The organism is Nocardia coffeae (assembly GCF_019890715.1).
Classification (GTDB): Bacteria; Actinomycetota; Actinomycetes; order Mycobacteriales; family Mycobacteriaceae; genus Nocardia; species Nocardia jiangxiensis.
In genome coordinates this window covers 379,620-406,001 of the sequence record NZ_JAINZY010000003.1, presented here as the reverse complement: position 1 = coordinate 406,001, position 26,382 = coordinate 379,620, and the positions used below count along the sequence as shown (strand labels likewise).

Below are 26,382 nucleotides of genomic sequence, written 5' to 3'. Positions count from 1 at the left end.
TGTCCATCAATACGTTACATCAGCCGGGACCTCGGCCCGGCCCGAGCTCGAGTTTCAAGTACCGAGCTTCACGACCACTCTCGTACCCCCGTAGGGCGAATCCTCGATGGTGACGGTACCGCGATGTGCGGCAACGATTTCCGCGACTATCGCGAGTCCGAGCCCGGTTCCGCCGCTGTCGCGGCCGCGGTCGTCCTGGAGGCGGACGAAGCGCTCGAAGACCCGTTCCCGTTCGGACACCGGGATTCCCGGACCGTCGTCGTCGACGATCAACTGCGCGCCGGACAGGGTTCGCACGGTGCGGATGGTGACGATCGAGCGCGTGTGGGTGATGGCGTTGCCGAGCAGATTGCGGGCGACCCGCGTCAGCGATCGTGCGTCGCCGCGCACTCTGACCGGGTTGAACTGTCTGGCGAGTGTCACATCGGCGGGATGACGCGTCGCCTCGAGCGCGATGGCGGCGACATCGTCGAGGTCGACGTCGGTGAGCGGGACGGTGAGGCCGTTCTCGTCGGCGGCGGCGAGCATGAGCAGGTCATCGATGAGGTAGCGCATCCGTTCCGCCTCGGGAAGCAGTGTGCGGGCGGCGAGGTCGGTGTCGAATGCCCGGGGATGGTCGCGGGCGAGTTCCAGTCCGCTCAGGACGGTGGCCAGCGGGCTGCGCAGTTCGTGGGACGCGTCGGACAGGAAACGCCGCTGGGCAAGGTGGCCGGCCTCGATCCGGCCGAGCATCTCGTTCATGGTGGCGGCCAGCCGGGCGACCTCGTCGCGGGCCGAGGGCACCGGCACCCGTTCGGACAGCCCGGTACTGCCGATCCCCGCGACGCGCGAACGGATCGCCTCCACCGACAGCAGCGAACGCCCGACCAGCGCATAGGTCGCTCCGGCGGCGACCGCGACGACAACCGGGGTGCCGATCGCCAAGGCGAGCGCCACCTCCCCCATGGTGTCCTCGATGGGCTGGATATCAGCCGCGACCAGCACCGTGACGCGCCCGCACGGAGAGTCGACCCGACGCGCGGACAGCCGCAGATCCGAATCCCTGCCCAGCGACTGCCCGACGACGTCGTCCGCGGCCGGAACCAGCCGTGGGTGGGTGCCGGGCCGCGCGGAGGATCGCAGCAATCGCCCTGAGCTGTCCGAGATTTCGACGATGCTGACATATCCGTTGGGGACCAGCAGCGCCGGACTCGCGGTCATCGGCGGGGTCGTGCGCAATTGCGCGGTGACGTCGTCGAGCCGTGCGGTGGCGGCGCTGTCGACCGTGCCGAGCAGCGATCGCCCCAGCAGCACCAGCATGAGCCCCTCGCCGAAGCCGAGCACGATCGTGATGACGGCCGTGGCGACCAGCGCCGAGCGCAGCCGCAACCCCCAGCGGGACGGCGGCCACAACCCCGCGAGGCGTTCGCGGATTCGCATCTGCCGTCGCATACCGACTCCTCACCACACGTGCACAGTTTGCTTAGCCTAAGTTAAGGTGAAACGTCGGGTCGAGTCACCATCAGGGGGTTTGCGGGGCCGGAAAGGGGTGCACGGGTCATGCGTGTGCTGGTAGTCGAGGACGAGGCGGGTCTGGCGGAAACCGTTCGCCGCGGCCTCGAGCAGGAGGGGTTTCACGTCGACATCGCGGGCAACGGCGTCGACGGACTGTGGATGGCGACCGAGTACGACTTCGATGCGATCGTGCTCGACATCATGATGCCGGGGTTGAGCGGATACGAAGTCCTGCGCGGAATCCGCGCCGGGGACGTCACGACGCCGGTGCTCATGCTGACCGCCAAGAACGGCGATCTCGACGAGGCCGACGCCCTCGACATGGGCGCGGACAACTACCTCACCAAACCGTTCTCGTTCGTGGTGCTCATCGCCCGGCTGCGCGCCCTGATGCGGCGGCAGTCACCACAGCAGCAGGAGATTCTCACCGTCGGCGATCTGGCCCTGGACCCGAGCCAACGGTCGGTGCGTCGCGGTGAGGTCGAATTGTCTCTGACACCAAGGGAATTCGGATTGCTGGAATTCCTGATGCGACATCCCGGCGCGGTGGTGAGCAAGTCGGAGATCCTGCGCAACGTCTGGGACAGCCACTACGACGGTCCGGACAACGTGGTGGCCGTCTACATCCGGTACCTGCGCAGCAAGATCGATATCCCCTTCGACAGAACGACTTTGAAGACCCATCGCGGGGTCGGATACCAGTTGGCCGACTAGATCCGGCACAGTCGGGCAACCGGCATCCGCGACCCGCGACGGATATGGCCGCGACCGATCTCATCGCCGCTGCCCCGGGACGCGAACCGGGCAGCACCCGGCCGAATTCCGTACAGCGGCCCCTCAACCGACCGATCGCGCACCGCCCACGGTCCGGCTCGGCTACGGCGAAAGTGTCGGCGCCGAAAGCACACTCGACACCGAACACCTTCACTCGACTCCGGACCGACGGGCGGTTGGTCTACTCGGCGCGCAGATCGGCGCGGAACTGCCTGAGCAGCAGCACCGCGGTCGCCCCGAATCCGGCGCACAAGCCCAGCCAGATCCCGTATCCGCGCCAGTGCAGCAGATAGGCGGCGATGAGCATGACCGGAATTCCGACGCCCCAATAGCTGATCAGCGTGATGCGCAGACTCGAGGTGGTGTTCCCCAGACCGCGCAGCAATCCGACGCAGATGTTCTGCGCGCCTTTGAGATATTGGTGCGCGATGGCGAACCAGAGCAACGCGCTCGCGGTGGCCACCACTGCGGCGCTGTCGTTGTGCAGGAACGGAGCCAGCACCGCCCGAGGCGCGAGGCAGTACAGCAGTCCGAACGCCGTCATGGTCACCACGCTCACGGTCAGCACCCGGCGCGCGATGTGCCCGGCCTCGTCGCGGTCACCGCGCCCCACGCTGCGGCTGACCAGTATCGAAGATCCTTGGGACAGACCGATGTTCAGCTGATACACGATATAGGCGAGCTGGTTGACGATATTGCTCGCGGCCAGCAGCTCCGGGCCGAAGATGCCCATGAGCACGGTCGCGACGGAGGTGATCGCGGCCTCGTTGCCGTAGGTGAACGCGATCGGGGTGCCCATCTTGACGACGCGGCGCACGGTCGCCCGGTCGACATTCCACAGATTCAGCGCGAGCAGTCCGGTCAGCTGCGCGTCCCGCCGGATCTGCAGGTACAGCGAGACCAGCGTGAACACCTGAACCAGCGTGGTGGCCAGGCCGATACCGGTCGCCCCGAGCTTGGGCAGGCCGAGCCAGCCGTAGATGAACGCGGCGTCCAGCAGCACGTTGACCACGATCGACACCAGCGTGACGCGCAGCAGCGACCCAGGTCGGCGCATGCCGACGGTGAACTGCCGCAACACATTCAGCCACAGCATCGGCACCAGCCCGGGAGCCAGGGCGATCATCATCGGCCGCGCCATGTCGACCACTTCGCGGCGTTGCCCGAACAGCGGCAGCGCGAATCCGAGCCCGATCAGGATCACCGCGGCCAGCATCGAGACCAGCGTCGCGACGAACAGTCCGGCGCGGACCAGTTCCCGGATCTCGGTGCGCGCCTCATCGTCGAGTTCGTCACTGCCGGTGCGCTTCTCACCCCGACCGACCGCACCGGCGATCTGATTGCCGATTCCGGTGACCATGCCGACGCTCATGGTGCGCAACTGGTTGTAGAGCAGGATGGCCATCCCGCCCGCGGCGATGGCGGTGACGCCGAGCAGGCCCATCATCGCCAGATCGACCGTGGTCAAGGCGACTTGGGCCAGCTGGATCCCCGCGATCGGAGAGGCCAGCGCGATGACGGGCCGGTATTCGCGCAATCGGCCCGTGGGATTGCCGAGCAGTGCGGACATCACGCGCCCGCCTTCCGGCACAGATCGGCGGCCGCGATGTCCACCGAATCGGCGTAGGCGTCGAGCAGCCGGTGCAGCCGCCGATGGGCGGCCTCGTCGAGCAGTCCGCGCGCGCGGAGCCAGTCGTCGTCGTACATGGTGTCCAGATATTTCTCCCCGGCATCGCAGACGAGCACCACGATCGTGCTTCCGGCCGGCACCAGGGCCAGGCGGCGCAGTGCGAGACTGATTGCGGCGCCGGCGGTTCCGCCGATCAGCAGACCGGTGCGGCGAGCCACGACCCGTGCGGTGGTGAAGGCCGCGACATCCCCGACCGGCACGCCTTCGTCGATGCAGCCGTAGTCGACATTGCTGCCCACGGTGAATCCGGGCGGACTCCCCGCGCCGGTCTGCCAGTAGCTGCCGCCGGGACCGCCGAAGATGATCGAACCGACCGGCTCGACCCCGATGGTGGTGACCGGCACGCCGCGGCTGCGCAGTTCCCGGGTCGTACCGCACAGCGATCCGCCGGTGCCGACCGCGCCGATCAGATAGTCGATCCGATCGAGCGCGTCGGTCAATTCCCCGGCGAGTTCGGCGTATCCGTCGTTGTTGGCGGGATTGTTGTGCTGATCGGGGCGGAAGGCCCCGGTGCGAGCGGCGATCTCGTCCGCGACCCGGCGGCGCTCCACGGTGCTCGGCCCGCCGGTGGCATCGCTGTCGACCAGGACCAGTTCCGCGCCCATCGCGGCCATGGCCCGCAACTTGTCGCGTGCGGCGTGCGCGTCCACCACCGCGGTGAAGCGGTATCCCCGCTCCAGCGCGATCATGGCCAGTCCGAGACCGGTGTTGCCGGAGGTCGGTTCGACGATGTGACCGCCCGGCCGCAACTGGCCGGTGCGTTCGGCCGCGAGAACCATCTGCCGGGCCATCCGGATCTTGCCGGAGCCGGTCGGGTTGAACTGTTCGAGTTTGAGCAGCAACCGAGTGCCCGAACCGGTGCGGGTGAGCTCCAGCAGGGGCGTATCGCCGACGAGCGCGGAAGCGTGATCCGCGATGGCGGCGGTCGATCGGCTGAGCGTGGTCAGCATGGTGGCGTTCCTCCGAATCGCGGCGGTATCAGTGGGAGTCGATCGACCAGGTGTACCGACCGTCCCGGGTGTGGACGCGGACCTTGGGCGGCAGCGGCAACTGATGGAAGCCACTCTCGTTCTTGTCCATCTGATATCCGGCGGTGTTGGGGTAGACGATCAGGTCGCCGTATCGCGGCGCTCGCTCGAAAGCTATTTTGCGCCAGGTCAATACGTCGTACTCCAGGCAGCTGGAACCGCCGATGAAGGCGGCGATCGGGCCATCGGCGGTGGCGGAGCCGGCGGCGGGCCACAGCAGCGGATCGGGCAGGAATTCACTGCCCTTCCACTGTTCGGAGATGCTCATGCTGAGTCCGCCGACGGTGACCGCGAAATGATCACCGCGCGCCTTGCACCCCTGCACCGGGAACACCGTGAACCCCGCCTGATCGAGCAGCGCCCGCCCGGGTTCGCACAGCAGCCGGGTGCCGGTCTCGACGAAACGCGCTCCGACCCGTGCCAGGACGGCGGTGAGCATATCCGCCCCGACCGGCGCCTGATGGTAGGGGTAGAAGCGGTTGAATTGCTTTGCGGCGTGGAACCATTCGTCGGAATAGTCGTCCTGGAAACGTCGCCAGTCCTCGGGATCGACGTAGTCGCAGGCGAATCCGCCGCCGATGTCGATCGCCGTGGCGGCCAGTCCGCGCGCCCGCGCGTCCAGGCAGCGGTCGATCAGCTCGTTCGCCAGTTCGGCCCGCGGTTGCGGCAGGTAGCCGTCGAGATGGAAGGAGAACCCGTCCATCGTGATGTCCTCGCGCAGCTGCACACAACGTTCCAGGGCGCGGTCGAGTTGCTCGGGATCCAACCCGAATCGGCTGTTCGGACCGGTGGGCGGCAGTACCCGCAGCAGAATCCGGGCGGCGAGGCCGACGTCGACGAGCCGCTCCAGCTCATCGAGATCGTCGATCGCGATCAGGCATTCGTGCCGGGCGGCGAGCCAGAGCAGTTCGGTGGATTTGGCGGGTCCGGTCACGACGATCTCGCGACCACGCACACCGTGACCGAGTGCGTGCACCAGTTCCGGGGCGCTGGCGACGTCGACCCCGCCCTCGTGCCGCGCGCATTCGTCCAGCCAGGCTCCGGCCTTGTTGGCCTTCTTGCCGAAGTAGATTCGGCCCTGCACGCCCGCGGCGCGCAGGGCGGCGCGGAACGCGTCCAGATTGGCGGCGAACCGGCCGGGGTCGATGACGTGGAACGGGCCGCCGACCGCGTGCGCGATATCACCGAGCAGCGCGGGATCGGCCTGGATCGCCGACGCCCACTCCGACTGCCGGGCCGCGAGGGCAGGGCCGATATTCGGCGCGGTGATCTGATTCGACACTGTCATGTCCATAATTCGACGTTCTGTCCTCGTCCGGCGGCGATGGCACGGGTGGCGAAGGCGTGCGCGACCGGAATATCGGTGATGATCATGCCACTGGAGAATGCGAACACCCGGTCGGTCGGCGTGCGACGGCCCGGTGACTGCCCGGCGAGGATGTCGGGCAGTACCGCGTCGACACGCACCTCTCCCCCGGACGCCAATCGTGTTCCGGTGACGCCCAATTGGCCGATGCTCGTGGTGATGTTGTAGTCCGAATCGCGCATCGCGCCGGCCGCGACGCCCTTGCTGGCGACCGAGATCATCAACCCGCCGGGCGGCAGCCACCGCACATCGATCGGCGGATGCGCGGCGCGGCCGGAGGCGACGACGACGATGTCGGAGGCCGCGACCGCCTCCTGCACATCCTCGACCATCTCCAGTTCACGGTCCGGGAAGTGTTCGCGCAGTGTGCGTTTCGAGGAGGCTATGCCCTCGGGGTGGGTGCCGAACAGCCGGACGGTCGCCAGGTCCGGCAGCACCGTCAGCAGATACGGCAGGGTGTTCACCCCCTGCACCCCGGTGCCGATCATCAACGCCGAGCGCGCGCCGGGCGCGGCACACGAGCGTGCGATCAACGCGGTGGTGGCCGGTGTGCGCGAGGCGCCGATGCGCTGGCAATCCATCAGCGCGAACGGGAGTCCGGTCGCGTCGTCGTACAGAGTGATCGTGGTGTAGTACTTCTCGTTGGTCTGGCTGCCCTGGCGATACGAGGTCTTGAAACCGAGGTGTTCGAGGTTGGCGTCGTAGCCGAGCATCGAATACGACACCGAATCACGCCGCTCGTCGGGCAGCGGCATCATCAGTTTGGTCGGGCATCGGGACTCGCCCCGCGCGAAGGCGAGGTAGCCGTCTTCGACGGCACTGATCACATCCGACGGGGACACCTGCAGGTCCGCCAGATCGCTCCGGGTGAGGATATGCATGGGGATGCGGTCCAATCGTGGTGCTGGGAATCCGCTGAGAAGACGCGGCGATTCGAAGGCTAGCCTTACCTAATCAGCTACTGCAAGGATTTAAGGAAAGTCTTGGTCAGGGCAACTTTCGGGCTCGCCCGTCGCCGTTGACATCATCCGAACCGGATGCCTAGCCTTTCCAGAGATGAGGGAAGGCTAACCAAATATGTCCAGCTATATGTCATCCGGCTCGGGTCGGCAACCGGGCAGCTCGCAGACCCCGCCCCGCCCGCGCAGGCGAGCGTTGTCGATCGCGGTTCTGCTCACGACGGTCCTGGTGCTGTTGATCAGCGGTTGCAGTCCGAGCACGACCACCGCGTCGGACGGGCGCACGACGACGATCACCGATGCGCTCGGGCGCAAGGTCCAGGTGCGGCTGCCGGCGCACCGGGTCCTCCTGGGCGGGCAGCGGCTGATCTACACCACCGCGTTCCTGAACAAGGACGACCCCACTCGCGACGTGGCGGGCTGGCCGGACGATCTGCTGCAGAACGACCCCGACACGTACGACAAGTACCGGGCGCGCTTCCCGCAGATCGACAAGGTCACCACCACCGGTGAGATCTCGGCCGGATCGCTGTCCGCCGAACAGGCGTTGCAACTGCGTCCGGATGTATTCGTCGTCAGCGCAGCGAGTTTCAAGGCGGCGCAGGACGCCGGAATCGTCAGCAAGCTGGACAAGGCCGGTATCCCGACGGTCGTGATCGACTACTTCGTCGACCCCGTGGCGCACACCGTGCCCAGCATTCGCGCACTCGGCCAGATCTTCGGCCGCGAGCAGCAGGCCCAGGCATTCATCGACTACTACCAGGCGAAAGTCACGATGGTGCGCGACCGGCTGGCCGCCGCGCACGCGACCCCGACACCGGCCTTCCTGTGGCGAGCGCCCGGTTATTACGACTGCTGTTCGACTTTCGCGCGCAGCAATCTCGCCGCGATCCTCGCCGCGGCGGGCGGGGCAAACCTCGGTGACGAACTGCTGTCCACCCCGCAGGGCACGCTCTCGCCGGAGAAGATCCTCGAGCGCAACCCCGCGGTCATCATCGCCACCGGTGCCAACTGGGCGCCGGGCAAGACACCGGTCAAGGCGGGCGGTTTCGTGGCGCTCGGCTACGACGAGACCCCCGAGGCGGCGCGCAGCCAGCTGGCGTCGGTCGTATCGAAACAGCCGGGCTTCGACACCCTCGCCGCGGTCCGCGACCATCGGACCTTCGCGCTGTGGCACCACTTCTACGATTCGCCGTACAACTACCTGGCCATCGAGTGGATGGCGAAATGGCTGCATCCCGAACTGTTCGGCGATGTGGACCCCGGTGCCGAACTGACCGAACTGCATACGAAGTTCCTGCCGATCTCCGCCGGCGGCACCTTCTCGACGGGCCTGTCGTGACCACCGTGCACCGGACGCCGGTCGAACGAGCGGTCTCCGCGCAGGAGGGCTACCGCGCGCTGAACCGTCGCCGGATGCTGATCGTCACCGCACTGGCACTGCTCACGGTGGTGGTGTTCTGCGGTGACGTCATGATCGGCGGCGCGCCGATGCCCGTGGGTGATCTGCTCCGCGCGGCCTTGACGCCGGGGCACGCGCCCGCCGTCGACGACCAGATCGTCTGGGGCATAAGGCTTCCCATGTCGGTCACCGGGATTCTGGTCGGCGGCGCGCTGGCCGCGGCCGGCGCCGGGATGCAGACGATCCTGAACAATCCGCTCGCCGAGCCCTATACGCTCGGCGTCTCCGCCGCCGCGGGCTTCGGCGCGGCGCTGGCCGCCGTCACCGGGATCACCAGCCTGCTGCCCCTGGGCAACGAACTCGGAATGGCAGGCAGCGCATGGATATTCGCGATCGGGGCCTGCCTGATCATCCTGGGCTTCAGCCGGTTGCGCGGCACCGGCGCGGAAACCATGATCCTGCTGGGAATCGCCATCGTCTTCCTGTTCAACGCACTGCTCGCGCTGATGCAGTACGTCGCCTCCGAGGTGCAACTGCAGCAGGTGGTGTTCTGGACGCTGGGCAGTCTCAGCCGCGCGACGTGGCCGCAGATCGGCACCCTCGCGGTCGTCACCGCGGTACTGCTGCCCTTCTTCTATTGGCAGGCATGGACATTGACCGCGTTCCGGATGGGTGACGACCGCGCCAACGCCCTGGGCGTACCGGTCGACCGGATGCGCACCATCGCACTGGTGGGCGTCTCACTACTGGCCGCCACCGCCGTATCGATCGCGGGCACCATCGGTTTCATCGGACTCGTCGGCCCGCACATCGCGCGGATCCTGGTCGGCGAGGATCAGCGCTACTTCCTCACCGCCTCGATCCTGAGCGGCGCGACACTGCTCACCGGGGCCTCGATGGTCAGCAAGATCGTCGTGCCGGGCGTGATCATCCCGGTCGGCGTCATCACCTCGCTGGTCGGCGTTCCGGTCTTCCTGCTCATCATCATGACCCGGCGACAGCGGACATGGACATGACCCTCACCGTCGAGAATCTCGACTTCACCTACGGCCGCACCCCCATCCTGCGGTCGATCTCGCTGCCGGCGTTCCGGCCCGGTGAGATGTACGCGGTCGTGGGCCCCAACGGTGCCGGGAAGTCCACGCTGCTGCGCTGCATCGCGGGACTGCACCGGCATTCCGGCACGATCACCCTCGGCAACGGCAACGGCAACGGCAACGGCGCAGGTCAGCAAGGCTCTGTGCTGTATCTGCCGCAGGATCCGCCGCCCGCCACCACGCTGACCGTCTTCGAGAATGTGCTGCTGGCGTATCAGCAGCGGGCCGGGTTCCGGGTCGAACGCGCCACCGTGGATCTGGTGTCCGACGTCCTGGCACAGGTCGGCCTCACCGAGTTCGCCGGGCGCAGGATGGCACATCTGTCCGGCGGGCAACGACAATTGGTCAGCCTGGCCCAGGCCATCGTGCGACGACCGTCGGTGTTGTTGCTCGACGAACCGACGAGCAGTCTGGACCTGCACAATCAACTGAAAATGCTCGAACTCGTCCGGCAATATGCCGAAGAACAACCCGCGGTCGTGATAACCACAATTCACGACCTGACGCATGCGGCGCGGTTCGCAGACCATGTCGTGGTGCTGCACGATGGCAGCGTGCACACCGTCGGCGCACCGCGCGAAGTGATCACCGAGGATATGCTGCGCGAGGTCTACCGGGTCAACGCGAGAATCCATTTCAGCGATGACGACACGCTCGCGCTGGCGGCCACCTCTGCATACGTCACGGAGGTCTGATCCGCCGCGTACGCGGCGGTTCCCTCGTGCCGGGCCGGGCAAACCAGGACGTCCATCACCTTCTCATCGTCCTCTAATATAGATTTCTCTATTATTTCCACATGGACGCCTTTGGAGTTCTCGGCAACCCGGCTCGCCGACAAATTCTCGAATTGCTCGCATCGGGTGAAAAAAGTTCCGGAGCGATCACCCGGACCATCAGCGAACAACGCGGAATTTCCGAAGCAGCGGTATCACAGCATCTCAAGGCACTACTCGACAATGGTCTGGCAACGGTGCGCCCGGCCGGGATGAACCGGTTCTACACCGTCGATATCGATGGACTCCACCGGCTGACCTCATGGCTGTCGCAATTCCCCCAGCCGCCCCGTCCGGATCTGCACTCCCCCCAGGCTCCGCAGCGTCGGCACCAGTACCGGCGCCCGTCCCCCGACCGAACCGCCCACGGGATCCCCGCTGTGCACGCCCGACAGACCGGAGGCCACTAAACTCGGCCTCATGTCCGAACATGATGTCCTCGCGCGGATCACCGAACTGGTGGATCGGGAGCATCAGCTCCGGTCCAAGGCGGCAGAGGGGGCGCTCGGCCAGGAGGCCGAGCGGGCGCAGTTGGCCGAGCTGGAAGTACAGCTCGACCAGTGCTGGGACCTGCTGCGGCAGCGGCGGGCCCGGATCGATCAGGGTGGCGATCCCGATGATGCCCAGGTCAACCCCGCCAAGCAGGTCGAGGGATACCTGCAGTAACAGCTACCATCGTCCCCATGGCAGAGATTTCCACCGCGGACGGCGTGGTTCGCGGCCATCGCGGCCGTCACGTGGTGCGCTGGCGTTCCATTCCCTACGCGGCTGCTCCGGTCGGCGAGCTGCGGTTCCGGGCTCCGCAACCGGTGCAGCCGTGGCAGGGGGTGCGTGATGTCACCGAATTCGGATTCGCCGCGATGCAGCATCGCTCGGGCGCCCGGATCGGCCCACGCACCACACAGCCGACCGGCGAGGATTGCCTGACGCTGAATGTGGTCGCCCCGGCGGAGCCGTCGTCCACCCCGCGTCCGGTCATGGTGTTCATCCACGGCGGTGCGTACCTGATCGGCACCTCGGCACTGAGCCTGTATTCGGGTACGGGCCTGGCGGTTCGCGGTGACGTCGTCGTCGTATCGATCAACTATCGGCTCGGCGCGTTCGGCTACGTCGATTTCAGCGAATTCTCCACGCCCGAACGGCCTTTCGACTCGAACCTCGGTCTGCGCGATCAGGTGGCGGCGCTCGAGTGGGTGCAGCGCAACATCGCCGCATTCGGCGGAGATCCGGACAACGTCACGATATTCGGCGAATCCGCGGGTGCACACGCGGTGCTCTCGCTGCTGGCCGCGCCCGCCGCGGGCGGCCTGTTCCATCGCGCCATCGCCCAGAGCGCACCCGCCGACTGGGCGATCACCGCCGAACAGGCCCGGCTGTTCGCCCGCACCTGCGTCGAAAAGCTCGGCGCCACACCGGAAAACGCGGCGCAGGCACTCGGCGAGGCCAGCGCCAACGATATCCGCAAGGCGGTGGAATCCCGGCTGAGTAAGTGGACCCGGCAGTATCCGGGCACCTTCGCCACCTCCCCGGTCGTGGACGGCGACTATCTGCCCGAGGCTCCGATCGACGCGATCGTGAACGGCACGGCCCATCGGCTGCCACTGATCATCGGCACCAATCGCAACGAGGCGACGCTGTTCACGCGCTTCGACGACACCTTGCCGACCACTCCGGAGCGCATGCGCAAGGTCCTGGCCGGTTCCGAAGGCGCCGAATCCCGTATCGCCGCAGCCTATCCCGGTTACCCGGCCCCGAAGACCGCGGTGCGCGCGGGCGGCGATTTCGTGTTCTGGCGGCCCTCGCTCGAGGTGATGGCCGGGCACAGCCGCTACGCGCCGACCTACGCCTACCGCTTCGACTTCGCACCGCGCGCGGTCCGGCTGGCCGGTTTCGGCGCGACGCACGCGCTGGATCTGATCCCGGTCTTCGGCGGGGTGGACTCCGCGATCGGCCGGGCACTCACCGCCGCGGGCGGGCGCAGGGGTTTCCGCGCGGTACAGCGCGAATTCCAGGACAACTGGCTGGCTTTCGCGCGGACCGGCACACCGTTGTCGTCCTGGCCCGAATACAGCGAGCAGCGCCGCACCACCCGCGTCATCGACTCCCCGCCGCGACTCGAGGTTGATCCGGACAAGTCCAAACGCCTTGCCTGGGAAGGGGTTCGGGTCCAGGTGGCGAGCTGAGCCGCTACCCCGGCAACGCCGCGGCCAGGACCGTGGTCACCATCTTCGCGACCTGTTCGGGCTCCGGTGCCGCGGACCGGTCGGCGAAGCGCATATGCGCCGCGCCGATCAATGTCGGTGCGAGCGTGTCGATATCGGCGTCGGCGGCGATGCGCCCGAGTTCGCGCTCACGCCGCAGGTAGGCCGCGAGCATCTCCCCCGCCTCGCGCAGCAACGGGATTCCGGTCGGCTGGGTGCGACGCAGCCGGGCCCGCAGTTCGTCGCGGAAGATGACGAGGCTGACGATCGAGACGGCGACGGTGCCGAACAGATCCGTCAGCGCGCCGGTGAGGTTCGCGACGACCGTTCCGGTCCCGGCGGCCCGCTCGAGCGCGTGCGCCTGTGCGCCGACCCGGGCGATCCGGTCCTGGACGAGTTCGGCCAGGAATTCGTCGAAATCCGTGAAGTGCCGGTGCAGTACGCCCTTCGCGCAGCCCGCCTCCGTCGTGACCGCCCGGCTGGTCAGCGCGTCGGGACCGTCTCGGAGCAGGATGCGTTCGGCCGCACCGAACAACTGCTCGCGCACATCGCGCAGGGCCACTCCCGTGGGCACCGGCACTCCTTTCCGCTCAGGGCGAACGCGATCGATCGCCCGGATCATTGTCGAGTGGGCAAGTGCCCACTACCGTGGGCGCATGCCCACTCTACCGCCCGAACAGCCGCGATCCCGACCCGAGCCGGACCGGACCGCGGCCACCCCGCACGAGGCCCGCGCCATGGCCGAATCCTTCGGCGTGGACGCCGCCCGCTACGACCGCGCCCGCCCGCCCTACCCCAGGGAGCTGATCGAGCGAATCCGCGATGCCGCGCCCGGCGGTGAGATCCTCGACGTCGGCTCCGGAACCGGCATCGCCGCACGGCAGTTCCGGGACCTGGGATGCACGGTGCTCGGCGTGGAACCCGATGCCCGGATGGCCGAATTCGCGCGCGGCACCGGAATCGACACCGAGGTGGCCACTTTCGAGCAGTGGGAATCGCGCGGTCGGCGATTCGACGCGGTGGTGTCCGCGACGGCGTGGCACTGGGTGGATCCGATCGCCGGAGCCGCGCAGGCCGGGCGAGTGCTGCGTCCCGGCGGGCTGCTCGCACCGTTCAACCACGTCTTCCAGTTGCCGCCCGAGATGGCCGAGCGCGTGCACGCGGTCTACCGGCAGGTGATCCCCGACTCGCCGTTCGCCGATCAGCCGGCCCGCCCGGCCATGGACGCCTATCAGGGATTCTTCGACATGGCCGCCGACGGTATTCGCGCCGGGGGCCTATTCGAGGAGCCGCAACGGTGGCAGTTCGAGTGGCAGTGCACCTACACCCGTGCCGAATGGCTCGACCAGTTGCCGACGACGGGTCTGTTCACCCGGCTCGAACCGGATCGGCTGGCCGAGATCCTGGCCGGCGTCGGCGCGGTGATCGATGACATGGGCGGCAGCTTCACGATGGCGTACACCACCGCCGCGACCACCGCCGTGCGGAAAGCCGAAGATATGTAGATTCCGTTGTACTGCAACAGTTTTACCGATTCGCATCGAACTGGACGTCCGTTTTCTCCACGCCGTCGTGCCGCAGCGGATTTCGGCGGCGGATTTGCTTGCCCGTTGCGCCGCACTCTGCCAAGATTGAAGGGACGGTTCGCGTACTGTCTCTCGATTCCCTTGGAAGAGTGAGGAATTCGTATGCACGCCAATTCTTTCATGATGAAATCCCACCCGCCCGAGGCTGAATCAGGCTCGTCGTCGATCGGGGAGGACTGACATGGCCAACGGCTTGGATTACGCCGGAGGAATTCCCGGGGGCGCGGCCATCGCGGCCGCCGGATATCGATTCGTCTGCCGTTATCTCGCATCGGGCGGTCCGGGACTTCCCGGGAAACTGCTCACTCCGGCCGAAGCGGATGATCTGCGCGCCAACGGTATCGACATAGTCTCGAATTGGGAGACCACGGCCGATCGGATGCTGGACGGATACGAAGCCGGACGTTCCGATGCGCAGGCGGCACTGAATCAGGCACTCGCCTGCGGCGGTTCGGCGAGCCGCCCGATCTATTTCTCGGCCGATTTCGACGCCACACCCGAACAGCAGACCCCGATCAACGCCTACCTCCAAGGCGCGGCAACCGTTCTCGGCACGGACAACGTGGGCATTTACGGCGGTTACTGGCCCGTCTCGCGGGCACTGGACGCGGGCGTGGCCACCTGGGGATGGCAGACGCAGGCATGGAGCGGCGGAAATCAGGATCCGCGCATCAATATTCTGCAGAACGTCTCGCTCGGATACGCCTACGTCAATGGCGTCGAATGCGATATCGACCAATCCCTGACAGTTGATTTCGGCCAATGGAGCCTAGGAGGAGATATGCAGTTGAGCGACACCATCACCGACGCATACGGAAATCAGGTCTCTGTCGGCGACGCCCTGAAATGGCTGCTCTACCATACGGATCTGACGATCGATCAACTCGGCGGCGAAGGCACGCGGGACGCGATGCCCGCGATATTCGCCGGATGGCCCCAGTTGAACGGCCGGACGATCGTGGACGCACTCGCGGAAATCGGTGCGCACCTCGGTATCGCGGGCTATCAACCGCCTTCCACAGGGGCCTGAGCCGCCTTATTTCAGCAGCCGCGACATGCGCCGGTCGGCGAGAATCTTGCCGCCGGTCTGACAGGTCGGGCAGTACTGGAACGACTTGTCCGCGTACGCGACCTCGCGCACGGTATCGCCGCAGACCGGACAGGGCAGCCCGGTGCGGGCGTGCACACGCAGTCCGGATCGCTTCTCGCCCTTGAGTTTCGCCGCCTCCTGGCCGACCGAGCGATCGATGGCATCGGTGAGGATCTCGCGCATCGCCGCGTACAGCCGCTCGACCTCCTCGGGGGTCAGGCGGTTTGCCGTGGCGAACGGGGAAAGCTTTGCCGCATGCAAGATCTCGTCGGAATAGGCGTTGCCGATTCCGGCGATCACCACCTGATCGGCCAGCACGGTTTTGAGTCGCTGGGCCGTGCCGTGCAGCAGGGCGGCGAACTCCTCGCCGGTGACCTCCAGCGCGTCCGGGCCCAGGCGGGCGATCCCGGGCACGCTCCGCGGGTCCTCGACGATCCACACGGCGAGGCGTTTCTTCGTCCCCGCCTCGGTCAGATCGAATGCCGGGGTCGCCCCCTCGGGAGTGAACAGATGCACCCGCAGCGCCAACGGTCCCTTGCCCGGTTTGGGCGGGGTCTGCCCCGGCTCATCGATCCAGCGCAGCCAACCGCCCCGCGACAGATGGGTGATCAACCACAGCCCACCGCAGTCCAACCCCAGATGCTTTCCCCAATGCCCCGCCCCGGTGACATCACGACCGGACAGTGCGGCGATCGGCGGATCGAATGTCTTGAGCACACTCAGCGCCGCGACATCCACTCGCCCCACCACCGCACCCACCGCATGCTCGACCAGGAACCGCTCGAGCGCCACGATCTCGGGTAATTCGGGCACCCCTGCACACTACCGGCGAGCACCGACAATCCATGCCCGAAGCACGGGATCACCGTTGTGGACGAGCCGAGCGAGGAAAACCGGCCCGGGTCGCCATCGCTCGCGTGACCAGGCCACCGGGCGCGCCACGCCCTCCGCGAGCACCGGTGTTCTCGATACTCAGCCGACCTCGCGACGCAGCAGGTAGATATCCATTATCCACCCCTTATTCTCACGGAGTTCGTTGCGGCGCTGGAGGATTCGTGACTCCACCGCACGCAGCGGCCCCTCGATGAGCTCCTCGTCGGGCATGCCCAGATACGCGCCCCACCAGATGTGCACGTCGTCGCCGGGAACTCCGGTGAACGAGGTTTCGCCGTCCAGCATCACCACCGTGGGCACACCGGGCAGCAGCCCTTCCTCGCGCAGACGACGACCGGTGGTGATGTGCACCGGCTCGCCGATCTCGTGCAGCACGATCCGATGCCGAGCGGCCAGGGCCTGTGCGCTGGTCACCCCCGGAATCACCTCGTAGTCCAGCGGCGTGCGGGCATCGACCCGCTCGATCATCCGCAGCGTGCTGTCGTACAGCGAGGGATCCCCCCACACCAGGATCGCCCCGACACCGTCGTACTCGGCGAACGCCTCACCCAGCAACGCCGCCCGTCGCTCGTGCCAATCCAGCACGACATCGCGGTACTCCCCGTCCGCGACGGTGCGCTCCCGCGGCGGATCGGCGATCTCCACGATCCGATACTCCCGATCCATATGCTCTGCCAGAATCGCGGTCCGCACCTCGACCAGCTCCCGCTTGGCCTCACCTTTGCCGATGACATAGAACACCTCGGCCCGGCGCATCGCCTTGACGGCCTGCACCGTCACCTGGTCCGGATCACCGGCCCCGATCCCGATCACATAGAGCTTCCGCACATCGGCAAGCTTGCCAAACCGCCCCGACCAGCAGCTCCCCCGGTAGGCCCTGCGGGTGCACGCACGGTCGGCCGTCGCGCAGGCCCAACGGCTCCGCTCGGCGACCGCCCGCGCGACGGCTGCTCACCCCGCGGCCCCGCCCTGCGTAAGGTGCGTAAGCTTCCAGTTATGGAGGACTCGCGCCTGGTCACGGTGCCGGACACGGTATCCGGCGTCGCACCCGATACCCAGTACGAGGATCTGCTGCGGCTGGTTCTGACCTCGGGGACGCCGAAGGCCGATCGCACCGGCACCGGCACCCGCAGTGTGTTCGGCCATCAGTTGCGGTACGACCTGTCGACGGCCTTCCCGCTGGTCACCACCAAGAAAGTGCATCTGAAATCGATCGCGTACGAGCTGCTGTGGTTCCTGCGCGGCGATTCGAACGTGGGCTGGCTGCACGAGCACGGGGTGAGCATCTGGGACGAATGGGCCGATGCGAAGGGTGAACTGGGCCCGGTCTACGGGGTGCAGTGGCGGTCCTGGCCCACCCCCGACGGATCGCAGATCGATCAGATCTCACAGGTCCTGCACACCCTGCGGACCAATCCGGACTCGCGGCGGATGATCGTCTCGGCCTGGAACGTCGCCGATCTGGACCGGATGGCGCTGGCTCCCTGCCATGCGCTGTTCCAGTTCTACGTCGCCGACGGCAAACTCTCCTGCCAGCTGTATCAGCGCAGCGCGGATCTGTTCCTGGGGGTGCCGTTCAACATCGCCAGCTACGCGCTGCTGACCCTGATGGTCGCCCAGCAGACCGAACTGACCCCCGGCGAGTTCATCTGGACCGGCGGAGACTGCCACATCTACGACAACCACGTCGAGCAGGTGCGCGAACAGCTCGGCCGGGAGCCGTATCCGTTCCCGCAACTGCATCTGCGCCCGGCGCCGTCGCTGTTCGACTACGAGTACTCCCACGTGGAACTGGTCGGATACCAGCATCATCCGGCGATCAAGGCCCCGGTCGCGGTATGACGCACATCGGCTTGATCTGGGCGCAGGCGAACAACGGCGTGATCGGCCGGGACAATACGATCCCCTGGCACATTCCCGAGGATATGGCCCATTTCCGGAAGGTCACCGGCGGTCATCCGGTGGTGATGGGACGTCGCACCTGGGATTCGCTGCCGGAGCGTTTCCGCCCGCTGCCCGGACGCCGCAATATCGTCATCACCCGGCAGCCGGACTTCTCCGCCGTCGGCGCCGAGTACACCGACTCGCTGGAGCAGGCGCTGCGCACGTCCGGCCCGGATCCGCTGTGGGTGATGGGTGGCGGCGAAATCTACCGTGCCGCAATGCAATACGCGACCGAACTGATGGTCACCGAGGTGGACGCCGAGATCGATGGCGACGCCTACGCCCCAGCCATCGGCCCGGAATGGATCGCGGCGGACGGGCCGTGGGAGCAGTCCAGCACCGGTCTGCGCTACCGCATCCGGCACTACACCAGGCGCGCGGCGTAGCCGATCACGGCCGAACATCGAATTGCAATGTGAAACAGCACGTTATCGCCAGGCGGCTGCGGCATACTCACGACTATTCAACCCGTGACAACTCGCACGGCACAGGCGTGAAAGGCTGTTCATGGACAAGAAATCGCTGACCGCAGTGGCCCGCCAGCAGCTCAAGCTGGCCGCGGCCAATACCAGTGGGCGCAGTTCCCAGACGCTCTGCGGCGGCCACACGCATTCGCTGCGGCAGACCGTCATCGCGCTGACTGCGGGACAGAGCCTGGCCGAGCACGACAATCTAGGCGAGGCCACCCTGCAGGTGCTCTCCGGCACACTCACCCTGTTCAGCGGAGCCAACGAGTGGAAGGGCTCGCCGGGTGATCTGCTGATCGTGCCGTCGGCCCGACACAGCGTGTCCGCCGTCGAAGACGTCGCCTTCCTGCTCACAGTCGCGAAATAGCGAGCGCGCGGACCCATTCGGCGCATATGTCGGTGCGCCCCCGTACGCTGTCGATCATGAGTGAATCGCAGCCGATCCTCGATCCGCTCAGCCCGGCCGCCCTGTTCCTGGTCGCCACCATCGGCGAAGGCGGTGAGAGCACGGTCCGCGATCTGCTCGCGGACCTGCCGGGGCTCCGTCGTTCGGTGGGCTTCCGGCTACCGGGCGCAAATCTGGCCTGCATCGTCAGCATCGGTTCCGCCGCCTGGGACAGGTTGTTCGCCGGTCCGCGCCCGGCCGAACTGCACGAGTTCCCCGCCTACCAGGGCCCGAGACACACGGCTCCGGCCACTCCCGGAGATCTGCTGTTCCACATCAAGGCCGAATCCGCGGACGCCTGTTTCGAATTGGCGATGGTGATCGGCGACCGGCTGCGCGGTGCGGTCACGATCGTGGACGAGACGGTGGGCTTCCGCTATTTCGAACAGCGCGACCTGCTCGGCTTCGTGGACGGCACCGAGAATCCGGAGGGGGCGCTCGCGGCCTCGACGGCGTTGATCGGCGCGGAGGATCCGGCGTTCGCGGGCGGCAGTTACGTCATCGTGCAGAAGTATCTGCACGATCTGGAAACCTGGAACGCGCTGCCGGTGTCCGAGCAGGAGCTGGTGATCGGCCGGACCAAGCTGGGCGATTACGAGATGTCCGATGCGGACAAGCCCGCGAATTCGCACGTCGCGGTCAACACGCTGTACGACCCGGACGGTACGCAACGTCAGATTCTGCGCGCGAACATGCCCTTCGGCAGTGTGCGCGAGGGCGAATTCGGCACGTACTACATCGCCTACGCCGCGACGCCGAGCGTCACCGAGCGCATGCTCGAGCGGATGTTCCTGGGCAGCGACGAGGCCGCCTACGACCGCATCCTGGATTTCTCCACCGCGGTCACCGGCACACTGTTCTTCACCCCGCCCGCGGGATTCCTGGACGATCTGCCCGATCCCCCGTCCGCGACAGCCGAATCCGTGGACACGCCCGCGGTCGCGAGCTCCGGGAACGGCTCTCTCGCCATCGGCACATTGAGGAAGGGCACAGCATGACCGAGTCAGGGCCCGACCGGTCCGGCCACGTCGAAAGGACTCCAGCGATGAACAACCTGCACCGCGAGCTCGCACCGATCACCTCCGAGGCGTGGTCGGCGATCGAGGAAGAGGCCAAGCGCACGTTCAAGCGGCATGTCGCCGGACGTCGCGTGGTCGACGTCTCCGGCCCGCACGGCACCGCGTTCTCCGCCGTCGGACTGGGCCGCACCACCGTCATCGATGCGCCCGACGAGGGCATCGTGGCACGGCAGCGGCAGGTCGCGCCGGTGGTGGAGTTGCGCGTTCCGTTCGCACTCTCGCGCGAGGAGCTCGACAACGTGGAGCGCGGCGGGCGCGACACGGACCTGGACGCGGTCAAGGACGCCGCGCGCAAGATCGCCTTCGCCGAGGATCGCGCGATCTTCGAGGGTTATCCGGCCGCGGGCATCACCGGGATCCGGGCGGCCTCGTCCAACGAGCCGATCGCCCCGCCCGCCGACGCGCGTCAGGCGCCGGAGGCCATCGCGCAGGCCGTCACCGAGCTGCGGCTGGCCGGTGTGGACGGGCCGTATTCGGTGCTGCTGAACGCCGATCTGTACACCGCGGTCAGCGAGACCGCCGATCACGGCTATCCGATCCGCACCCATATCGAACGTCTGATCCCGGACGGCGACATCATCTGGGCGCCGGCCATCGACGGCGCGTTCGTGCTGACCACTCGCGGCGGGGACTTCGATCTGCAACTGGGACAGGATCTTTCGATCGGCTACCTGTCGCACGACGCGGAGTCGGTGCAGCTGTACTTCCAGGAGAGCCTGACCTTCCTGGTGTACACCGCCGAGGCCGCGGTCGCGCTGCGGCCCTGACCTCGGTTCCTCGGCCGCACGACGCCCGGTACGGTGCTGTCGGAGGCAGGAAGGACCGAGGGCGATGGTACGTGCGGGCGTGGTACCCGGACAGCGGGCGCTGATCTACGGCACGCTGGGTGTGCTGGTGACAGCGCTGATCTGCGGGGCGACCGTGGCCGCGTTCGGGCTGAACCGGGTGTTCACCGGATTGTTCGCGGGTATCGCCGTCGGCATCGCGGTGCTGGTCGCGCTGTTCGGGCGCGATGTGGTGGTGCTGACCGATCGGGCGATCTCGCGGCGCACCCCGCTGCACGAGAGCGATATCGCCTGGGATCGGGTAGTGGCCGGGCGGTTCACCCTCGACGAGCGGGCGCGCTGGGCGTTGGCGCTGGACCTGTCCGGCGGCGACGAGCAGCATGGCGAGCTGCTGCTGCTGTCCATCCCGCCGGTGGTGCGCCCGGTGTCCAACGCCTACGAGCACCGCAAGCGCGAACAGGTCGCGCAGATCCGGAAGATGTTGCGGCACAAGCGGGTCCCGGTGACGGTACTACCGGAGATCGCGAACGCCCTGCACGAACACTGGAAGCTGGCACCGCCCACCGCCCGCTGACGAACCGAATACGAAGGTGGCCACCATGATTCGCACCGCGGCGCTGGCATACGTCCGCGATCGCCGTCTGCTGCAGGCACGTTCGACGGGCAAGGACGTGTTCTACATGGCGGGCGGCAAGATCGATGCCGGCGAGACCCCGGTCCAGGCCCTGCACCGCGAGGTCCGCGAGGAACTCGGCGTCGAGGTCACCGACTATGCCGAACTCGGCGTCTTCGAATGCGAGGCGTACGGCCACACCCCCGGCACCGCGCTGCACATGACCTGCTTCACCGCCGATCTCGGCGGCGATCCCCGCCCCACCAGCGAGATCGCCGAGCTGCGCTATTTCACCGTCGGCGAATACGCCGCCATGTCACACGTGGCCCCGGGCTCGATGCTGGTCTTCCGCCATCTACACGAACTCGGCCTCATCGACTGGTGAGACCGGATATCGTTGCGGCACAGCGCATCACTCGTCATGCGGGTACGGTGAAGTTCGACGCCACCGTCAAGGTCGAGACCGCGACCGGCACGAGGAGTGAACATGCTGATCGGGGAGCTGGCCGCGCGCACCGGCGTGAGCCGCCGATCCCTGCGGTACTACGAGGAGCAGGGCCTGCTGACGGTGCTGCGCGGCGGCAACGGCTACCGCGAATACGAGGAGTCCGCCGTCGACACCGTGCGCCGGATCCGCGCACTGCTGACGGCCGGACTGCCCACCGAGACCATCCGCCAGGCGCTGCCCTGCGTCCGCAACGCCACACCGCGCCTGGAACGGTGTCCCGAACTCGTCGAGGTCCTGCGCACGGAAATGGGCCGGATGGACGCACTGGCCGCGGAACTGACCCACTCCCGCGATCTGATCGCCCGGATGCTCACCGATGCGGGAGTTCCGTTGCGTCCGTAAGGCGCGAACCGTTCGTATCCCGCGCTCAACCCGTACTGCTGGACGTACCGTCCCGGCTCCCGTCGGCCTCGGCATCGGCAGATTTCGCACCGCCGTCAGCGGCACCGTTCGCACTCGGTGCCGCTTCGGTCTCCGACGCGCTGTCCGTGGTCCGATCGGCGTCGTCCGGCACTCGTGCGGCGGGCGATGTGCGTCGTGTCCCTCCCGCGCCGATCGGGATGCGGGTGGTGGCGAAGAAGCCCAGGAGCAGGATCACGCAGGCGACCAGGAGGGCGGCCCGGGTAGCGTCGGTGAAGCCGCGGGCGAGGGCCTCGACGACGGCGGCGTCGGCGTGGTGGGCGCGCAGGGCGGAGATCGCGCCACCGGCCGAATCGTGGGTGACGATGGTGACCTCGCGGATCGTGCGCTGCGGCAGGCCGTGGACCTCGGACAGCCGGTCGGTCAGCGCGTGTCCGAGCGAGAGAGACAGCGCGCCGCCGAGGATCGCCACGCCCAGGGCCGCACCGAAACCGCCCAGGGTGGCCTGGGCGGCGCGGGCGCGTCGGTAACTCCGTTCGGGCGGGGTCCCGTCGAGGGTGATGGCGGTGAGATGTGCGCAGGTCATGCCGAGGCCGACGCCGTAACAGACCAGCAGAACCGCGACCCACCAGGGCGAGATGTCCGCGGTGATGAACAGCGCGGCCAGCGCGATGGCGGCGGTCTGGATGGCCAGCCCCAACCGCGCGATCCGCACCCGCCCCAGTTCGGCCACCGGGCCACGGGCGACGAGCGCGCCGAGCAACGTCCCCAGCGCGGCCACCGCGACGACCAGGCCGCTGCGCAGCGTGGACAGGTCCAGTACGTCGACCAGATACAGCGGCAGCACGAACAACAGCCCGAACACGCCCAGCGCGCTCGCGAACGAGGCCGCCACGCCCCACCGGAACGCGGGCCCGGAGAACAGCGAAAGATCCAGCAGCGCAGGTCGATTCACCTGCGCTCGATGATGTTCCCAGAGTACGAACAGCACCAGCAGCGCGAGTCCGAGCACCAGCAGCACCGGACCGGGCGAGGCCGCCGCGCGCACCGACCAGTGCAGTCCGAACACCGCGAAGGTCCGCAGCGGCCGCCCCCAGCCGTAGGCGGCCCCCTCGATCAGCGCGAAGACGACCACCGCGAAACCGGCTGCGCCGAGCAGGAATCCGTCCACGTCCAGGCCGCGATCCTCGGTGTGGATCTCGGGAACCACGGCGAGGATGCCCGCCAGCAGCACCGCGCCGATCGGCACGTTCACCAGGAAGATCCACGGCCAGGTGAACTCGGTGGTCAGCCATCCACCCAGCAGCGCCCCGAGTACCGCGACGACGCCGAGCGCCACGCCACCGGCGGTATGCGCGAGCGTCCGGTCCCGGCCGCGGAACACCGCGTCGATGGCGCTGAACACTCCCGCCGGGACGCAGGCCGCTCCGGCGCCCTGCACGATCCGCCCCCAGATCAGCAGGTCCGGATGGTGTGCGGCCGCGGTGAGCAGACTGCCTGCGACGACCAGCACCACACCGATAGCCATGAGTGTGCGCATCCCCACCCGATCGCCCAACCGCCCGGCGGTGATCAACAGTGCCGTGAACACCACCGAATAGGCGCTCAGCACCCACTGCGCGGCGGGAAACCCGAGTCCGGTGCCGGCGATGATCGCGGGCAACGACACGCTGACGATGGTGGCATCGAACACCAGCGTGCCCGCCGCCAATGCGAGCACCCCCAGCGCGATCCAGCGCGCCCTGCCCCGCAGCGGTCCAGATTCGACCTCGGTGTCCGTCATGCGCCGCTCCCGCCGTCACCCGACAACCGTGGAGACTCAGTCTACGGCCCGTTTGCCAAAAATTGGCTGCCCCTGATCCGATGGGTGGAAGTGCACCGACGACCGGCGCGGACCAGCGATCGGGACGGTATGCGCAGCGACCGATCGAACATCAGACCAGGAGATGACCGGCAGTGCTACCCATCGCCGACGGGCGTCATCCTTTCGGGTGAAATCGCAGCTGGTCCGATGTTTCGGGCGAATCGGCGTGAGAGCCTGTGGCCATGAGCAACGAATACAGCGGTGGTCAACAGCCCAATGCCGGCGTGCTGGTCAGCACCATGAACGATCTGCCCGGCTTTCGCGTGGAACGGGTACTCGGCGAGGTCTTCGGTCTCACCGTGCGCGCCCGGAACGTGGGCAGTTCGCTCGGCTCGGCGGTCAAATCGCTCAAGGGCGGCGAACTCAAGGGCCAGACCAAGATGCTGGTGGACAGCCGGCTCGAGGCCATGGGCCGGTTGACCGAGGAGGCCGCATCCCGGGGCGGCAACGCGGTTCTCGCGATGCGCTTCGAGACCTCGGCCGGTGAACTCGGCACGGAGATCTGCGCATACGGCACAGCCTGCGTCGTGAGCCCTGCCTGATCTAGGCGCCCTGTTGCGCGTAGAGCTCCGGCCCGGTCCCGTCGTCCACGGCCAGCACGGCGTGGGCGACGGCCAGGCCGTGCGCGGTCCCGCCGGTGCGGCCCGGACCGCTCAACCCGGTCCGTTGCAGGGCAGTGTCCAGCCGCGCGGTCCACTGCGGATACAACGCGGTCAGCACCGTGTGCGCGGCGACCGCCATGGCCGTTTCGGCCGCTGATCCCGGTTCGGGGATCGGCGGATCGGCCAGATAGCTGCGATATGGGGACGAGGCGATACTGCGATACGCCTCGTACATGGCCAGATGAGTCATCGCGAGCGCACGCGCCAGATATCCGGCATCGGTGCGCCCCGGTTTGTCCGAACCGAGCACCTGAAGGTTCCAATACAGGATCTGATCCACCGTCTGTTTCCTACCTCGCTGACCGCAGCACAGGCGCGTATGCACCGTCGCGGCCCGACGGACGATCCGTCCGGTTATACGATCCCGCGATCCCGCGCAGATGTCGGCAGTACTCCACTACCCGTATCACTGTGTGACGCCGGACACCCACCCGAGTACCCGTCGATCATGAATCACACCGAAACCGACTGCTACAGAACAGGTCACGTGACTTTCGAACCCGAATCGCCGATGAGGTCGCCCGCACCCGGATTTGCGGCCATCCCCTGACCGAAACCAGCACAGGGCATTCGGCGTCGTGGCGGACATGGAGCGAGGTCCCACGTCAGCGCATCAACGCAGCCGGATCCACAGCGAACTCGAACGGCGACTTGAAAGTCACCGACGTCCCGGCGGCTACGCGGTTGGTGAGCTGGTACTCGCCGTCGTCGCCGCGAGCGTAAGCGAACAGAACCGGCAAGTCCTCGCCGGGTAGACGGCCCTTGAAAGGGTTGATCTCGATACGCCAGTAGTTCGGGATTCCGGCTTCGGCATACAGGAGCGGTTTGACCAAGCGGTCCTGCATCGTCGTCGAGGCCGAGACGACCTCAACCGCAAGGACGACCTGCGAGACAGGAATCCCTCTGTCATCCATGGGGATGTCGCCCACTCCCACAACAAGATCCGGAATCGGCTCGTCCTCACCGATCAGAACGCCGACGCCCGCGATGCTGAAGTACCCCTTCGGCGCAACATCATCGAGGGTTCGATCCAGCCACTTGATCAAGCGTTGATGCCGCGGCTTGGGGGCAGCGTTCACGACAAGCTGGCCATTCAGTACCTCGTACCGCATTCCGTTCTCGGGCAGGTGATCAAGGTCAGCGGCGGTCCAACGATCCGGCTTCACTGGAAAATCCATCGACGACTCGGACAATGGCATCGACATGAACACCACCTCCGACCTCGCAGAGCGGGAAAGGCCCACACTTTCCTGAAGTCTAGCGACTCGAGTGAAGTGTAGATGACGCGCGACCTGCTCGGG

Annotated in this window: 29 protein-coding genes; 18 read left to right on the top strand and 11 right to left on the bottom strand. The window is 67.2% G+C overall.

The genetic code is table 11. From position 1 onward, the window contains the following. Positions 1-54 precede the first annotated feature (54 nt). Positions 55-1,431 (bottom strand): sensor histidine kinase, encoded by a 1,377-nt coding sequence (locus K7711_RS15270; RefSeq protein WP_235747205.1) that lies wholly within the window; start codon positions 1,429-1,431, stop codon positions 55-57. Positions 1,432-1,539: 108 nt separating this feature from the next. On the opposite strand from K7711_RS15270, the gene K7711_RS15265 reads away from it, so the two are divergent. After that, on the top strand, positions 1,540-2,208 hold the full coding sequence (locus tag K7711_RS15265) for a response regulator transcription factor (RefSeq protein ID WP_040819040.1): 669 nt from the start codon (positions 1,540-1,542) through the stop codon (positions 2,206-2,208). Positions 2,209-2,449: 241 nt separating this feature from the next. On the opposite strand, the gene K7711_RS15260 is transcribed toward K7711_RS15265, so the two are convergent. The 4 genes from K7711_RS15260 to K7711_RS15245 are packed head-to-tail and all read right to left on the bottom strand — an operon-like array spanning position 2,450 to position 7,233. Continuing rightward, on the bottom strand, positions 2,450-3,838 hold the full coding sequence (locus K7711_RS15260) for an MATE family efflux transporter (protein ID WP_222969924.1): 1,389 nt from the start codon (positions 3,836-3,838) through the stop codon (positions 2,450-2,452). Beyond that, positions 3,838-4,908 (bottom strand): PLP-dependent cysteine synthase family protein, encoded by a 1,071-nt coding sequence (locus tag K7711_RS15255; RefSeq protein WP_222969923.1) that lies wholly within the window; start codon positions 4,906-4,908, stop codon positions 3,838-3,840. The genes K7711_RS15260 and K7711_RS15255 overlap by 1 nt, the downstream gene beginning before the upstream one ends. Positions 4,909-4,936: 28 nt before the next feature. Continuing rightward, the gene (locus K7711_RS15250; protein ID WP_222969922.1) at positions 4,937-6,274 is read right to left on the bottom strand and encodes an alanine racemase; all 1,338 of its coding nucleotides are present in this window, start codon (positions 6,272-6,274) and stop codon (positions 4,937-4,939) included. Beyond that, positions 6,271-7,233, bottom strand: coding sequence for an ornithine cyclodeaminase (locus K7711_RS15245; RefSeq protein WP_222969921.1), 963 nt, complete (start codon positions 7,231-7,233; stop codon positions 6,271-6,273). Before K7711_RS15245 ends, K7711_RS15250 begins: the two co-directional genes overlap by 4 nt. Before the next feature lie 196 nt (positions 7,234-7,429). Between K7711_RS15245 and K7711_RS15240 the strand changes: the two genes are divergently transcribed. From K7711_RS15240 to K7711_RS15215, 6 genes are all read left to right on the top strand, one after another. Continuing rightward, positions 7,430-8,653, top strand: coding sequence for an ABC transporter substrate-binding protein (locus K7711_RS15240; protein WP_235747204.1), 1,224 nt, complete (start codon positions 7,430-7,432; stop codon positions 8,651-8,653). After that, positions 8,650-9,729 (top strand): FecCD family ABC transporter permease, encoded by a 1,080-nt coding sequence (locus K7711_RS15235; RefSeq protein ID WP_372460140.1) that lies wholly within the window; start codon positions 8,650-8,652, stop codon positions 9,727-9,729. The genes K7711_RS15240 and K7711_RS15235 overlap by 4 nt, the downstream gene beginning before the upstream one ends. Beyond that, positions 9,726-10,505: an ABC transporter ATP-binding protein gene (locus K7711_RS15230; RefSeq protein WP_235747203.1), complete on the top strand. Its 780-nt coding sequence runs from the start codon at positions 9,726-9,728 to the stop codon at positions 10,503-10,505. The genes K7711_RS15235 and K7711_RS15230 overlap by 4 nt, the downstream gene beginning before the upstream one ends. A 101-nt stretch (positions 10,506-10,606) precedes the next feature. After that, positions 10,607-10,993, top strand: a complete 387-nt coding sequence (locus K7711_RS15225; protein WP_222969919.1) for an ArsR/SmtB family transcription factor — start codon at positions 10,607-10,609, stop codon at positions 10,991-10,993. A 10-nt stretch (positions 10,994-11,003) separates the two neighbouring features. Further along, the gene (locus tag K7711_RS15220) at positions 11,004-11,249 is read left to right on the top strand and encodes a DUF2630 family protein (RefSeq protein ID WP_222969918.1); all 246 of its coding nucleotides are present in this window, start codon (positions 11,004-11,006) and stop codon (positions 11,247-11,249) included. Between the two features lie 17 nt (positions 11,250-11,266). Next, positions 11,267-12,766 (top strand): carboxylesterase/lipase family protein, encoded by a 1,500-nt coding sequence (locus K7711_RS15215; protein WP_222969917.1) that lies wholly within the window; start codon positions 11,267-11,269, stop codon positions 12,764-12,766. 4 nt (positions 12,767-12,770) lie between these two features. On the opposite strand, the gene K7711_RS15210 is transcribed toward K7711_RS15215, so the two are convergent. Continuing rightward, the gene (locus tag K7711_RS15210) at positions 12,771-13,358 is read right to left on the bottom strand and encodes a TetR/AcrR family transcriptional regulator (protein WP_222969916.1); all 588 of its coding nucleotides are present in this window, start codon (positions 13,356-13,358) and stop codon (positions 12,771-12,773) included. Positions 13,359-13,440: 82 nt separating this feature from the next. On the opposite strand from K7711_RS15210, the gene K7711_RS15205 reads away from it, so the two are divergent. Both K7711_RS15205 and K7711_RS15200 read left to right on the top strand, forming a co-directional pair. After that, positions 13,441-14,289, top strand: a complete 849-nt coding sequence (locus K7711_RS15205) for a class I SAM-dependent methyltransferase (RefSeq protein WP_235747202.1) — start codon at positions 13,441-13,443, stop codon at positions 14,287-14,289. A gap of 262 nt (positions 14,290-14,551) precedes the next feature. Beyond that, positions 14,552-15,400 (top strand): glycoside hydrolase domain-containing protein, encoded by an 849-nt coding sequence (locus tag K7711_RS15200; protein ID WP_222969915.1) that lies wholly within the window; start codon positions 14,552-14,554, stop codon positions 15,398-15,400. Between the two features lie 6 nt (positions 15,401-15,406). Here K7711_RS15200 and K7711_RS15195 read toward each other — a convergent pair whose 3' ends face one another. Then, a complete protein-coding gene (locus K7711_RS15195) occupies positions 15,407-16,273 on the bottom strand; it encodes an Fpg/Nei family DNA glycosylase (protein ID WP_222969914.1) in 867 nt (288 codons plus the stop codon). A gap of 159 nt (positions 16,274-16,432) precedes the next feature. Then, the gene (gene cobF, locus K7711_RS15190; RefSeq protein WP_222969913.1) at positions 16,433-17,182 is read right to left on the bottom strand and encodes a precorrin-6A synthase (deacetylating); all 750 of its coding nucleotides are present in this window, start codon (positions 17,180-17,182) and stop codon (positions 16,433-16,435) included. Between the two features lie 168 nt (positions 17,183-17,350). Between cobF and K7711_RS15185 the strand changes: the two genes are divergently transcribed. The 8 genes from K7711_RS15185 (at position 17,351) to K7711_RS15150 (ending at position 22,537) form a co-directional block, all read left to right on the top strand. Beyond that, positions 17,351-18,196 carry a thymidylate synthase gene (locus tag K7711_RS15185; RefSeq protein WP_222969912.1) on the top strand — a complete coding sequence of 282 codons (846 nt, stop codon included), beginning with the start codon at positions 17,351-17,353 and terminating at the stop codon, positions 18,194-18,196. Then, a complete protein-coding gene (locus K7711_RS15180) occupies positions 18,193-18,684 on the top strand; it encodes a dihydrofolate reductase (RefSeq protein WP_222969911.1) in 492 nt (163 codons plus the stop codon). The genes K7711_RS15185 and K7711_RS15180 overlap by 4 nt, the downstream gene beginning before the upstream one ends. A 121-nt stretch (positions 18,685-18,805) precedes the next feature. Next, on the top strand, positions 18,806-19,132 hold the full coding sequence (locus K7711_RS15175) for a cupin domain-containing protein (protein ID WP_222969910.1): 327 nt from the start codon (positions 18,806-18,808) through the stop codon (positions 19,130-19,132). A gap of 56 nt (positions 19,133-19,188) precedes the next feature. Beyond that, on the top strand, positions 19,189-20,208 hold the full coding sequence (locus tag K7711_RS15170) for a Dyp-type peroxidase (protein WP_222969909.1): 1,020 nt from the start codon (positions 19,189-19,191) through the stop codon (positions 20,206-20,208). Positions 20,209-20,255: 47 nt separating this feature from the next. Beyond that, on the top strand, positions 20,256-21,056 hold the full coding sequence (locus tag K7711_RS15165; RefSeq protein WP_222970362.1) for a family 1 encapsulin nanocompartment shell protein: 801 nt from the start codon (positions 20,256-20,258) through the stop codon (positions 21,054-21,056). A 64-nt stretch (positions 21,057-21,120) separates the two neighbouring features. Next, entirely contained in the window at positions 21,121-21,648 is a 528-nt protein-coding gene (locus K7711_RS15160) for a hypothetical protein (RefSeq protein ID WP_222969908.1), read from the top strand. 25 nt (positions 21,649-21,673) lie between these two features. Then, positions 21,674-22,072 carry an NUDIX hydrolase gene (locus K7711_RS15155; RefSeq protein WP_222969907.1) on the top strand — a complete coding sequence of 133 codons (399 nt, stop codon included), beginning with the start codon at positions 21,674-21,676 and terminating at the stop codon, positions 22,070-22,072. 102 nt (positions 22,073-22,174) lie between these two features. Then, positions 22,175-22,537, top strand: coding sequence for a MerR family transcriptional regulator (locus K7711_RS15150; protein WP_040819000.1), 363 nt, complete (start codon positions 22,175-22,177; stop codon positions 22,535-22,537). A 25-nt stretch (positions 22,538-22,562) separates the two neighbouring features. Here K7711_RS15150 and K7711_RS15145 read toward each other — a convergent pair whose 3' ends face one another. Further along, the gene (locus K7711_RS15145; protein ID WP_222969906.1) at positions 22,563-24,338 is read right to left on the bottom strand and encodes an MFS transporter; all 1,776 of its coding nucleotides are present in this window, start codon (positions 24,336-24,338) and stop codon (positions 22,563-22,565) included. Between the two features lie 305 nt (positions 24,339-24,643). On the opposite strand from K7711_RS15145, the gene K7711_RS15140 reads away from it, so the two are divergent. Next, positions 24,644-24,961 carry a YbjQ family protein gene (locus K7711_RS15140; RefSeq protein WP_222970361.1) on the top strand — a complete coding sequence of 106 codons (318 nt, stop codon included), beginning with the start codon at positions 24,644-24,646 and terminating at the stop codon, positions 24,959-24,961. Between the two features lies 1 nt (position 24,962). Here K7711_RS15140 and K7711_RS15135 read toward each other — a convergent pair whose 3' ends face one another. Both K7711_RS15135 and K7711_RS15130 read right to left on the bottom strand, forming a co-directional pair. After that, positions 24,963-25,361 (bottom strand): hypothetical protein, encoded by a 399-nt coding sequence (locus tag K7711_RS15135; RefSeq protein WP_222969905.1) that lies wholly within the window; start codon positions 25,359-25,361, stop codon positions 24,963-24,965. 325 nt (positions 25,362-25,686) lie between these two features. Next, a complete protein-coding gene (locus K7711_RS15130) occupies positions 25,687-26,286 on the bottom strand; it encodes a Uma2 family endonuclease (protein WP_235747200.1) in 600 nt (199 codons plus the stop codon). Positions 26,287-26,382: the final 96 nt, after the last annotated feature.